Origin of the sequence: Aliterella atlantica CENA595, from assembly GCF_000952155.1 — a bacterium.
GTDB lineage: Bacteria > Cyanobacteriota > Cyanobacteriia > Cyanobacteriales > Chroococcidiopsidaceae > Aliterella > Aliterella atlantica.
On sequence record NZ_JYON01000012.1, the window covers coordinates 16899 to 29031 of the forward strand.

General features: G+C 42.6%; 10 protein-coding genes. 6 read left to right on the top strand and 4 right to left on the bottom strand.

Annotation, left to right across the window (positions count from 1 at the left end; genetic code table 11):
• Positions 1-11 precede the first annotated feature (11 nt).
• Together UH38_RS12490 and UH38_RS12495 are read right to left on the bottom strand one after the other, a co-directional pair.
• Positions 12-1160 carry a response regulator gene (locus tag UH38_RS12490; protein WP_045054993.1) on the bottom strand — a complete coding sequence of 383 codons (1149 nt, stop codon included), beginning with the start codon at positions 1158-1160 and terminating at the stop codon, positions 12-14.
• 297 nt (positions 1161-1457) lie between these two features.
• Positions 1458-3002: a CheR family methyltransferase gene (locus tag UH38_RS12495; RefSeq protein ID WP_045054994.1), complete on the bottom strand. Its 1545-nt coding sequence runs from the start codon at positions 3000-3002 to the stop codon at positions 1458-1460.
• A 311-nt stretch (positions 3003-3313) separates the two neighbouring features.
• Between UH38_RS12495 and UH38_RS12500 the strand changes: the two genes are divergently transcribed.
• From UH38_RS12500 to UH38_RS12520, 5 genes are all read left to right on the top strand, one after another.
• A complete protein-coding gene (locus tag UH38_RS12500) occupies positions 3314-4051 on the top strand; it encodes a superoxide dismutase (RefSeq protein ID WP_045054995.1) in 738 nt (245 codons plus the stop codon).
• A 91-nt stretch (positions 4052-4142) separates the two neighbouring features.
• Positions 4143-4973, top strand: coding sequence for a coiled-coil domain-containing protein (locus tag UH38_RS12505; protein ID WP_045054996.1), 831 nt, complete (start codon positions 4143-4145; stop codon positions 4971-4973).
• A 62-nt stretch (positions 4974-5035) separates the two neighbouring features.
• Complete coding sequence (locus UH38_RS12510) at positions 5036-5509, top strand: thiol-disulfide oxidoreductase DCC family protein (protein WP_045054997.1); 474 nt, start codon at positions 5036-5038, stop codon at positions 5507-5509.
• On the top strand, positions 5502-6119 hold the full coding sequence (locus UH38_RS12515; protein WP_045054998.1) for a DUF938 domain-containing protein: 618 nt from the start codon (positions 5502-5504) through the stop codon (positions 6117-6119). The genes UH38_RS12510 and UH38_RS12515 overlap by 8 nt, the downstream gene beginning before the upstream one ends.
• A gap of 211 nt (positions 6120-6330) precedes the next feature.
• Entirely contained in the window at positions 6331-7371 is a 1041-nt protein-coding gene (locus UH38_RS12520) for a response regulator (protein WP_045054999.1), read from the top strand.
• 63 nt (positions 7372-7434) lie between these two features.
• Here UH38_RS12520 and UH38_RS12525 read toward each other — a convergent pair whose 3' ends face one another.
• Positions 7435-10071: a chemotaxis protein CheB gene (locus UH38_RS12525; protein WP_052672369.1), complete on the bottom strand. Its 2637-nt coding sequence runs from the start codon at positions 10069-10071 to the stop codon at positions 7435-7437.
• 315 nt (positions 10072-10386) lie between these two features.
• Here UH38_RS12525 and UH38_RS12530 point away from each other — a divergent pair, with 315 nt between their 5' ends.
• Positions 10387-11415 (top strand): chemotaxis protein CheB, encoded by a 1029-nt coding sequence (locus UH38_RS12530; protein WP_045055000.1) that lies wholly within the window; start codon positions 10387-10389, stop codon positions 11413-11415.
• Here UH38_RS12530 and UH38_RS12535 read toward each other — a convergent pair.
• Positions 11412-11978, bottom strand: coding sequence for a hypothetical protein (locus tag UH38_RS12535; RefSeq protein WP_045055001.1), 567 nt, complete (start codon positions 11976-11978; stop codon positions 11412-11414). The two genes, UH38_RS12530 and UH38_RS12535, sit on opposite strands and share 4 nt — an antisense overlap.
• Positions 11979-12133: the final 155 nt, after the last annotated feature.

Below are 12133 nucleotides of genomic sequence, written 5' to 3' on the forward strand. Positions count from 1 at the left end.
AACCTATAAATTTAAGTAGAAGATAAGCTTGTAGAAGTGTCTTCTCCATAAACGTACTTCCCTACTAGCTGACACAACTTGTCCGCTTCAAATGGTTTGGTAATGTACTCGGTAGAACCAGCAAATTTACCTTTAACCTTGTCAAAGAAACCATCTCTAGCTGTAACCATGACAATCGGTAAGTTACGGAATTTAGGAATAGTACGTACAGTACGACATACCTCCAAGCCATCAATATCTGGCATTGTTACGTCTAGCAATAACAGTGCTATTTCACTGCGATGCAATAACATCAGTGCATCTTTAGCGTTGCTGGCGATTAATACTTGATATTGCTCGGATAGCGCTCTTTTGAGCATTACTTGCATCACAGGGCTATCATCGACTGCAAGGACAACAGGTAATTCCTTTTTCGGTGCAGGGGCGTTGCTTCCAGCAATTGCTACCCAACCTGCTTGCACCCAAGGTAAGTAAGATTGAGCTATTTGCAGAGGATCTTTATTTAATCCTTCAGCAATATCAACAAGCGATCGCTTACCATCAGCCCATTGTTCTAAATGCTTGCGTACCGCAGGGTTAGTAATTTTATTAGCATTATTTGGCTGCAAATAAGGGACCGCATCCATTGAGGGGATGGTAGGAACAAAGGTAGCCCACTGCTTTTGTCTTTGAGCGATTTCGTGCATTAGCTTAGATTGGTCTAAGCCGCGAGCAGGTTCACCGTAAGTAAGGTCGAAATCTATGGCATTATCTAGTCTGTAACTGCCAGCGTGAGGTAGTATTTGTTCGAGTGCTAAAACTGCCTGCGCGTGCATCAACGCCTGAATTTGCTCCCAGTTGAATAACCGCATTTTTACTAGCAAGTCTAAAAGCGATCGCAATGAGGTTGAATTTGCTGCTTTTTGCGTGGCTAAACCAATGGCGCTGTCAGTCCATTCGTGATTTAACTTGCGTCCTAACTCTTGAGCGAATTCTTGATTGTTGGGTAAAGTTGTACCACCATAGACGATTTGACCTTGGCGTAAAACTAAAACGCGGGATCTTTTCTTTGGCTGCAAATTTATATTCGTATCTACATACAAAATTCCTGTGGTTTGCTTGCTTTGTAATTCTTCTATAATGCTGGCTAACTGCCGAGCTTGATATTCAGTTTGGCTCATAATGTTTGTAATAAAGAAGCTTTTTTCAATAAACTCTTTTGTTATGTTTTAGTAAACTATGCTTATGACATCCATCAATATATTGAATTTCCCTGGCAAGTTTATCTGTAAACTTACTGAACTTTTGCTTCTATACACTTTTTGTCAGTGATATTACATAGCTTCCAAGCCAGGACTTTATTATATTTTTAAGAAATATAAACTCGACTAAAAGTAGCCTGCTCCTACAAGCTATTGACCTACTTTGCCTTAGCTAGCACAGCCGCTTCGACTATCTTTGAGTAATAAAAAGTACAGTTAAAATTTCAAGCTATTAAGATAAAGCATTAACTCACTAGCAGTATTTTCACCTGGTTGTACGGTGGTGTGTGCTGGAAAATCCTTAAGTAATTCTCTAGCTGTGCTTATCATTTTTTTTGATCTATTATTGTCACCTTCATTTTGATAAATAATCCCTAGTTCTACGTAAGCCGTAATAGCAGATGGTTCTAGGTAAATTATTTTCTTGAATAGCTCTTTAGCTCGCTCAATATCGCCTTTTTCTTCAGCAATATGGGCAAATAAATAGTACGGAGCAATCGCTATAGCATCGATTTCAATGGCTTTTTGGCAATAAGCGGCGGCTTTTTCTGCTTCGCCCAAATTTGCCCAAGCTTGGGCGAGGAGATAACAAGCACCAAAATGATGCGGTTGCTGCTTAATTACTTGTTCTGCTGTGTGAATTGCGATCGCATACTCGCCATGCTTAAATAGAATTTCTGCTTTCTTAAAATGTGTAGAGTCAGTTCGATCTACTGTAATGCTGCGCTTAGGTGCTATTACTTCTGGAGATTTTATCGGCGCTGATTGAGGTAAATATTTTTTAGATAAAGTCTCAGTATTTTTACCAGGTAGTAGCTTTGGTACGTCTGTTAAAACAGGTAACAATTGCAGCGGTTTTGCAGGTACTTCCGCTTGTTCATTTTCACTACGTTGATATACTACTGACTGTGGAAATACCTTAGTTTTTAATTTGCCCAAATTTAGCCCGTGAAGTTCTGCGTGTCCTACGATCAGATATCCTGTGGTTTTGAGCGTGTTGTAAAACTTATCTAAAACAATGGCAATAGATTTGGAATCAAAGTAAATAAAAACGTTACGACAAATAATAATATCCATTCCGTAAATATCAGTAGCAGTGTTTGGAAAAGGATATTTAATTAAATTATTTGCTTGAAACTTCACTAAAGAGCGGATTTGCTGTTTTATTTCCCAAGTTTGCTGGCGTTGATTGAAGTAGTTATTTTTAATTTCTGGGTCAACCATGCGAAAAGACCATGCTTCATAAATGCCGCGCCTAGCTTTATTAATTGATTCTAAATTTAAGTCAGTTCCCAAAAGTAGAATTTGCCAATTATGTATGTCGGGAATTAATTCTTTAACTAAAATAGCTAAAGAATAAACTTCTTCTCCTGTAGAACAACCTGCGCTCCAAATTCTTAGCGATGGTTTGGCTTGATTGCTAGTAGATTCCTGCCTTTTTTGTTCGATTAGTTTTGGTAAAATTGTTTTTCTGAGCAGTTCGATTTGTCCGCGATCGCGAAAAAAATAACTTTCGCCTATTGTTAGCTGCAAAGCCAGTTCTTTCCATTCGCGATCGCTTGGTGTTTCTCTAACAGAGCTATTACTATTACCGTTACTAGCATTTAATAGTTGATAGTAGTGTTCTGGCGATGATATATTCAGCAATTTCATCCGCGTATAAATCTTTTTAGCTAAATTCTCTCTGTCTTGTTCGCGGATATGTAAACCTGTATGCGTAGCAATTAGTTGCAAGAATTGCTGTAATAATTGGTCGTTCATTGCCCAGCTAAAAAAAACTTTATTTAAAGTATTCCCAAGTAACGCAGCAATCTAACAGGTGTTTGCTATTTTTTACGGAGTGAAAATACGCGCTAACAGACCGTTGTCTCAGGCTAGCGACTAGATGACAATATTTGCCCCTAACTAAGGACACAAAAACTGTATCAACAGTTACAAAAGTCTGGAATAACTAGCTAATTGGTTCTACTGCAAAAAATAATCTATTAAATTACTAACAAACTGGTATATAGTGGCTGCATATTTGCCTAATTGACTGCGATCGCTAAAGTAATCGCAATTTAACTAAACTTATGACTCTTAACCGAAGAAAAGTTCTGTTTTTATTAGGAGCAACTGGTAGTGCAGTGGCTTTAGAGACTTGCCGTTCCTTGGTATGGACAGATGTAGCAGCAGCCCAAACATCTACTAGCGGGAAAATTACTTTGCCGCCTTTACCTTACGATTACAAGGCTTTGGAACCCCATATCGATGCGCGAACCATGCGGTTTCACCATGACAACCATCATGCAACTTATGTCAAAAACCTGAACGCAGCTTTAGCGAAGTATCCTAATTTGCAAAGCAAAAGCGTAGAACAACTCCTAAGAGAAATTCAGAGCGTACCTGAAGATATTCGCACCACAGTCCGCAATAATGGCGGCGGGCATGAAAATCACTCGATGTTTTGGCGGATTATGAAGCCAAAAGGAGGCGGAGAACCAACAGGAGCGATCGCTAGTGCCATTAAAGCAGATTTTGGCAGCTTTGCCACTTTTAAGCAGCAGTTCAACGAGGCTGGTTCTAAGCGTTTTGGTAGCGGCTGGGTGTGGCTGATCCGTAATCCTGCGGGTAAGCTGCAAATTACCAGTACCCCCAATCAAGATAGCCCGTTAATGGAAGGCAATTATCCAATTATGGGCAATGACGTGTGGGAACACGCCTACTATCTCAAGTATCAAAACCGTCGGGCTGAATATCTTACTGCTTGGTGGAATGTAATCAACTGGGATGAAGTTAATCGGCGGTTAGCGCAAGCAACCAAAGCGTAAAGTTTAAATAATTTTGTCAAGTACCTGTCTACGTAAATTTACCTGCTTTAATAAGAGCAGGTAAATTTGTAACGGGCAAGAGGTAGTCAAAGTGATTTATCTAGCGGAAGTACAAAGGGGTAAAACTGGGTTTAGAGGTATTGCTAAGTCAGAGCTAAAACTGCTAGCGTTGCAACGATCTGCCAAAAGTTGGATTCCAGTACAAAGCCAAGAAGCGATCGCTTTAGATCAATCATACGACTTCAATGTGGGAGTGCTGGTAATAGTACAAATCAATGCCAATCGTCAAGTCCAAGATGTGCAAACAGCGACGCACAGAATCCTCCACGTTTTGCAAACATTTTCTCACCAGCTAGAAACTGCCCAAAAGCAGGAAGAGGATATCAAGTTATGGCAGGAATCTCTGCATTATCAAAGTGAGGAAATGAATCGCTACAAAATGGAAACTGAAGCACAGTTGCAAGAAATAGACGTGCTAAGAGAAGAGACAGAGCAACTGCGCCAAGAAATCCAACGCGGGCATGAAGAATTAGCCTTAGCTCAAGCGAAGCTGAGTCAAGAACAGCAAGATTTAGCAGAAAAACAACAGCATTGGCAAGGTATAGAGGCGCAAAGACAGGAATTAGAACAGCAGCAGCAAAAAATCACTATTGACAAGCAAGAAATCGAGCAAGCTTGGGAACATATCCGCCACCAGCAGCAAGCTTTAGCCGAAGAACAAAAACGCGCTCAAGATTTAGAAGCCCAAAAACAGCAACTAGAGCAACAGCAACAAAAAATTGGCGAGCAGAACCAACAGATAAAGAAAGCTTGGGAAGATTTGCGCTACGAAAAGCTATGTATGGAGGAGTTACAGCAGGAAATTCACTACGAGCAAGAACGTTTGGCAACAGATATTAATAGTGGAGCTAAATTAAGATAGAGACTAATCGAGAGCTTAATTTTTCTTAAGATAGTTATAGTAAGTCTGCAATTTAGATAACTATGCTCTCGGCGAAAACACAACCTCAAGAATCTAATACTGCCCAACCTTGGCAAATTAAGCTGTTATACGATGGTGAATGTCCTTTATGCCTACGCGAAGTAAACTTTTTACGCAAACGCGATGCGGGAAGAGGCATTGTAGCTTTTGTCGATATTGCTGACGACTTCTACAATCCTGACGAGAATGGCGGCATTGACTACACAACAGCGATGGGCAGAATCCATGCTGTACTTCCTGACGGCAGCGTTGTCAAAAATGTTGAGGTATTTCGTCGCGTTTATGAAGCTTTGGGGATGGGATGGGTATATGCAATTACCAAGTTGCCTGTAATTGGGGCGATCGCCGATACTTTATATGGTATATGGGCAGATTGGCGGCTGAAATTGACGGGTAGACCAGATTTAGCGACAATAGAACGCGATCGCCTACAACGGATTGAATGCAACACACAAGGGCGCTGTAAAGTTGAATAACTACCCTGACGCGAGACAATACGCCCCAGCTACAGAACGCAACCGCGAACCAATTTTAGAGGTATTGCAAGCAGTTTTACCGCCTAATGGGACGATCTTAGAAGTTGCTAGCGGCACTGGGCAACACGCGGTGTATTTTGCCCCGCGTCTTGCTCCGCGTAAGTGGCTGCCTTCTGATACTAATCCAGTAGCCCTTGCTAGTATTGCAGCTTGGCGGCAATATTGTCCCTGTGAGAACTTGTACGCACCAATCGATCTAGATGTCTGCGCTCCAAGTTGGCATATAGAAACAAACATAGTGGCGATCGCTAGTATTAATATGATTCATATTGCGCCTTGGGCTGCTTGTTTGGGGCTAATAGCAGGTGCAAAGCGGCTTTTGCCACCAGGAGGTATTTTGTACCTTTACGGACCTTTTAAGCAAGGTGGCGAGCATACAGCGCCTAGTAATGCTGCTTTTGATGCTAGCTTGAGAGCGCAAAATCCCCACTGGGGGATTAGAAATCTAGAGGAAGTAGTAGCCGTTGCCCAAGCGGAAAATTTCTTGCTGCTCAAAACTATTGCTATGCCTGCTAATAATTATTCTGTTGTTTGGCAAAAAAACACATAGATTTAAAGACGAACTAAGTATTTACACTAAGAGAAATAAACACGATAGAATTAACACCCTAGCTCACCCGAAAGAGCGATCGCTTGATTACACTAGGAAATATAAACTTTTAGGCGCTGAAGTTCTTGGGTGCTGTTATCTTAAACTGCTATTTGTGGAATCTGCATAAGTCAAGAAAGTCAGCCAATCAGCACAAGTAAACATATAAGTAATGAGCGAACAGCAATTTAAACAACAGATTCAAGCGATTGGGCAACAAATGGCGGTTATGTATAGTTACATGATGCATTTACCGCCCTCAGAACGAAAACAGGTTGCTGAAGTTATCCCAGAAATTACTTCTGCCCTGAGCAATCTTGAAGTGCTTTATCAGGAGATGCAAGAGAGTTTAGAAATATCAGCCGTCACTGAAGAAGAGCTTTTAGAACAAAATCACCGAGCGATCGCCGAATTTCATTATTATCAAAACTTATTCCAATTAAGTGTAGACGCTTTTTTATTGACCGATACTAACGGCATAATTTTAGAGGCAAATCATGCGATCGCTAAATTATTGGATGTGCCACAAAACCACTTGACTGGTAAACCTCTGGCTACTTTTGTCACTCAAAGCGATTTGCAAGCGTTTCGCACTCTTCTTTCCCATGTTTCTCTTGTTAGCGAAGACGTGCAGAATTTGCAGATTAATCTATGTCCAAGACACGGCAAACCATTTGCAGCCAGGTTAAAAGTAGCAACTGTTGGCGATGATGATGCGGTTAAAGCATTGCGAATTGGCGTGCATGACATGAGCGAGTACAAGCAGTTTTTGGCTCAAAGCGATATGCAAGCTGAAGTTACTACTCCCCTCACCGTATTACCGCAATCCCTTGATGGTTTACAAGTTCTAGTTGTTGATGACGAAGCCGATGTCCGCGATTTTATTACTACTGTTTTGGAGACGCAAGGTGTCTGCGTGAGGGCAGTCGCAAGTGCCTCAGCAGCGTTAGAGGAGTTAGAGCAATTTTCACCTGACGTATTGGTAAGTGACATTCGGATGCCTGGTGGAGATGGGTACAGCCTGATTCGACAAATTAGAGCATTAGAAGCTAGGCAGAGGAAACATATTCCCGCTGCCGCAATTACAGCTTATCTAGATGAGGATCGAGCAAAAGCTATCAGTGCTGGCTTTGAGTCGTATTTACACAAATTAGCTCAACCTAGCGAGTTGATTGAGATGGTAGCTCAATTGGCAGGACGGAATAATTCGTAATTGAAGAAGGACAGTCTTAGTAATTCGCGCGTTGGTGTATTTCAAAGATGGTAAAAGACTACGCTAGTCTTTTGGTTCGCTTGGCGAATTTAACTGGGGATTGCTGCGTTTGAGGTCGTCGATATCAACTAATACTAATACTGCCCCGTCGATTTTGTTGTCAATTGTGCGATAAGGGCGAATCCGCAGATCGTACCAATGCCCGTCGCGATCTTGAATTTCTTGAGCTTTTAAATTGAGCGTACGAATCACTTCTAAAATTTGTTGTTCTAAATTGGGTACATTCAACTTATGAGTAATGTCGCTCAACGGTCGCCCAATATCAGTAGAAATTAAGTTAAAAATACCTTCGACTGCTGGCGTAAATTGCCGAATTTGCAAGTCGCCTCCTAGCATCAAAATGGGAATATTAATACTACTAAGCAGATTTTGCAAATCGTTACTTACCTGCGTTGCTTCTAGCGTGCGGCGGCGCAATTCCTCATTTACAGTATTTAGTTCTTCATTTGCCGCCTGAATTTCTTCTTTAGCTGTTTCTAGTTCCTCATTGGTACTTTGCAATTCTTCATTGCTAGATAAAATCTCTTCGTTGGCGGCTCGTAAGTCTTGGTTTGTAGCTTGTTGCTCTTCTATAATCGATTGCAGATGCTCTCTTGTTGTTGCTAATTCTTGCTGCAACCTAGTAATTTCCTGAGCGTCTCTAGTTTTGCGTTTAGAGGGAGTGCTGCTATCATCGCTGGCTGCGGGCAGAACCGGAAGCGGCATTTCTGTAAATAGCACTAAATAACACTCTTGCGTAGCAGTTTGCAACGGAATTACATTGATAGTAATTTGTCGGGTGCGATCGCCTTCTCGTACTTGTATGCCTTCGCGTTTGAGGGGTAGCTTTTGCTGTCTTGCCTGATAAATTGCTGTTTGTAATTCTCGGCGCAATTCTTCTTTTGCCATGCGAAGCAAGTTCAAACTTGCCTTACCAGGCGCAGGTTCTAGGTAAGAACTGGTTTGTCCGCGAAATTGGATAATATCCAAGTTGATATCGATGACGATGCCAGCGGGGGCATATTGATTCAGGACAATCTTATCTGCTTCTTTCTGGATTTCTAAGTCGCTAGGAATTTGCTCTGTCGCCAGAGTTGGTGGTTTGACGATCGCTGGCGAATAACTGCTAGGGATAATATCAACGTTAAGTCGAGTCGATGTGATTTGTTTGGCATAAATTTTGTTCTTTTTGTCGTACAGAGTAAATAGGTCAGCAAAATCGCCAATCGTTTCGGAAGTGCCTAACATTAAAAAACCTGTAGATTTTAGCCCGTAGTGAAATACTGGTAACAGCTTTTGTTGTAAAGGAGTCCCTAAATAAATCAGCACGTTGCGACAGCTAATCAAGTCAAGGCGCGAGAATGGCGGATCGCCAATCAGATTTTGTCTGGCAAAAACGCACAGTTCGCGTACGTGCTTGCTAATTTGGTAGTTATCTTCAACTTGAACGAAAAACCGATAGAGACGTTCAGAGGAGACGTTGGCAACTTGGCTAAGGGTGTAGATACCATTGCGGGCGTGTTCTATCGCTGTTTCACTAATATCAGTTGCATAAATTTGGATTGGCAATCGTGGCAAGCGATCGGCTAAAAACTCTAGCAAGCAAATAGCAATGGAATAAGCCTCCTCACCTGTCGAACAGCCTGCAACCCAAATCCGAATCGGTGTCTGCGGCGATTTATCTTTAACGATCGCGGGAAAAACTAAAGTTTTTAGTGCCTCGAAGCTTTCTGGGTCGCGGAAAAAACTGGTAACGTGAATTAAAGCATCTTCATACAATGCCATCACTTCTGTAGGGTTATTTTGCAGATAGCGGGCATAATCTTTGACATTTTCTAGCTTATACAACAACATCCGCCGCCCAATCCGCCGATTTAAGGTAGTTTGTTTGTAGTAAGTAAAGTCAACTCCTGTTGCTTTACGCAGCAAATCAAAAATAATCGATAGTGCATCTTGGCTTTCACTGGAAGTTGGCATTACTTCTGTTTCTGTTGCAGACGAATTAGCGAGGTAAGGATGATTGCCGATTTCTGCTAGCTTGGCGGCAATTTGGTCAGGAGGTAAGATAAAGTCTACCTGACCTGTGGCGATCGCTGTATTGGGCATACTATTGACTTGAGCGCTGCCCTCAGATTGAGCAAAAGTTACGCCGCCTGCTGCCTTGATTGCCTCGATTCCCCTCGCGCCGTCAGAATCGCCCCCTGATAGAATTACGCCGATCGCTTTTTTGCCCCGTTCTTCAGCAAGGGAAAGCAAAAATGTATCGACTGACATAAATACTCGACTTGAACTCGTTCGAGGTGTTAGCTTTAATACCCCTTGCTCGATAGTCATACTGGCATTGGGGGGAATGACATACACTTGATTGGGTGCGATCGCCATGCCATCTTTTACTTCTTGCACTGGCATCCTAGTTGTCCTAGCCAGAATCAGGCTTAACACGCTCTCTTGGTTTGCAGGCATATGTTGCACGATTGCAAATGCCATACCTGTATTGGCAGGCAAATAAGTTAGTAATTGAGTAAAAGCTTCTAATCCACCTGCAGATGCTCCAATCCCAACTACCGGAAATAACGGATCTTTTTCCTGCCTCTGGTGGCTAGGCGCTTCACCATCTGAGGGGTTGGGCTGAGATTTTTTGGCAGCACGTCTGGGGTTCATATCTGATAGTCGTAATCTTGCTTGTTTAGCTCGCTCGCCTATCTATGATATGGCAACATAAATCTCTAACTACTGCTGTGATGCTAGATGTATAGCAGTTGACTAACATAGTTTGCAAAGCAAAATATAGCTAGTCTTGAGGGGGTGATATCTGCAAAGTTAAAGTGCTAGCCTGATTAAGTAGAGGTGTAGCAAGTGCCATTGCAGGTTAGTAAGGACGCGGTGGCGTTGCCCCGTAGTAGCTCAAACCTTGGTGGAGTAAGCATCATAACTTTAATTGCTACATCTAAATATTGCCGCGAGCAGGAGCATTGAGTGTTAACGCCGGACATTGTTGTAATTGGAGCATCAGCCGGAGGGCTGAAAGCTTTTGAAGCGCTTGTTTCTCAACTGCCAGCTAATTTTCCGGCAGCTGTCTTTATCGTTTGGCATATTTCCCCAGACTACCCTAGCCTGCTACCCGAAATCTTGGCTAGGGTGACTTTACTAAAAGTTGCTCACGCTGTCCATATGGAGGCGATCGCCCCTGGACGCATTTATATTGCTCCGCCAGATCGCCATCTGGTGATTGAATCGGACTTTGTTCGTCTTAGTCGTGGTCCCAAGGAAAACCGCTTTCGTCCGGCGATCGATGTTTTATTTCGTTCTGCTGCTCGTGCTTATGCCCAAAGAGTTATTGGGGTAGTTTTGAGTGGCAGTCTCGACGACGGAGCGGCGGGGCTATATGCAATTAAGGAACGAGGCGGGCAAGCTGTCGTTCAAGATCCGGCTGATGCGCTGCATCCCTCAATGCCAAGAGCGGCAATGAAAGCTGTTGCTGTCGATTACTGCGTGCCTGTTATCCAAATGGGAGCTTTGTTAGCTCGTCTAGTTGATGAACCTATCCCAGTACAACAGGTTTTACCTGTATCTCAGCTAATGGATCTTGAAGTTGGCGTTGCTCAAGAAGACAACGGGCTGGAGATGGGCATTATGAAGCTAGGCGAACTTTCTCCCTATACTTGTCCTGAGTGTCACGGCGTACTGATGCAGTTGAAAGAAGGTAGTCTTATTCGCTTTCGCTGTCATACAGGACACGCTTATTCGCTCAATACACTTTTAGCAGAGGTAACGCAGTCGATTGAAGAAACCTTGTGGGATGGCATCCGCACGATTGAGGCAAGTGAGATGTTGATGAACCACATGGCTGAACATCTGCACCAAGTAAACGAGCATGAAGCAGCCGATCTGCTGTTGGAAAAAGTCCAGCAAGCAAAGCGGCGGGCTAATTTGGTCAGGCAAGCAGTAATGAGTAATGAAATCTTAACCCAAGAAAATGTCGATGAAGAAATTAAGGACAGTTAATTAGCTCTTGAGCGCATATAGGAAATATCTGCTTTTAAGATAGTATTTGTCATTCCTATAGTTTTGCCGCGAACGATTGACTGGCGCAATGAAGCTCTTAATATTTGACTTTTGGCAAGCACTTCCTTAACCTGACGTTCTTGCTCGGTCAAATTGGTAAATAGCTCTGCTTTGAGGGTGTCTTTCGGCTGCCCGCGATCGCCAAGCTCAAACTTGGTAACAGAGAGCGGGGTTGAGTTTGAAGAGTCAGTGATAACAGCCAGTTGTTGCAGTTGCAGCGTCAGTTTCTCAATTTGACGGTCGATCCCTGCTAGCTGTCGTCCTCGCTCGATCGCGGCTTTGTAATCTTCTACTAGCTCTGGTTTTAAGTGTTTTAACTTCTTGCCATCAAACAGCGCTTTGCGGCTTCTAACTTGCCAGTATTTGCGATCGGTACGGGCATTTCCCCCTGGCTTTACTTGCACTAGCCAGCAGTGCTGCAAATACCAACCTTGACTTGCGACCTGCACGCGTTCTTGATTGAGAGTATCTATGATGGATAAAAGTTTCTCTAAGCTGGGCATTTTTGATTCGTACGCATTTTTGACTTAATACTTGATTCGTACGCAAATTAAACTTACCATTTAAAGGTAACATGAAGTTCGTACGCAAAATCATTTTAAATGATTTTGCGTACGAATCAAGGCATAATACTTCCTAGAATTAGGCAGCAATCAAG

What these genes read in the sequence shown, in the direction of transcription:
- UH38_RS12500 (WP_045054995.1), top strand. Translation starts at nt 3,314, where the DNA reads ATGACTCTTAACCGAAGAAAAGTTCTGTTTTTATTAGGAGCAACTGGT.
- UH38_RS12535 (WP_045055001.1), bottom strand. Translation starts at nt 11,978, where the DNA reads ATGCCCAGCTTAGAGAAACTTTTATCCATCATAGATACTCTCAATCAA.
- UH38_RS12495 (WP_045054994.1), bottom strand. Translation starts at nt 3,002, where the DNA reads ATGAACGACCAATTATTACAGCAATTCTTGCAACTAATTGCTACGCAT.
- UH38_RS12520 (WP_045054999.1), top strand. Translation starts at nt 6,331, where the DNA reads ATGAGCGAACAGCAATTTAAACAACAGATTCAAGCGATTGGGCAACAA.
- UH38_RS12510 (WP_045054997.1), top strand. Translation starts at nt 5,036, where the DNA reads ATGCTCTCGGCGAAAACACAACCTCAAGAATCTAATACTGCCCAACCT.
- UH38_RS12525 (WP_052672369.1), bottom strand. Translation starts at nt 10,071, where the DNA reads ATGAACCCCAGACGTGCTGCCAAAAAATCTCAGCCCAACCCCTCAGAT.
- UH38_RS12490 (WP_045054993.1), bottom strand. Translation starts at nt 1,160, where the DNA reads ATGAGCCAAACTGAATATCAAGCTCGGCAGTTAGCCAGCATTATAGAA.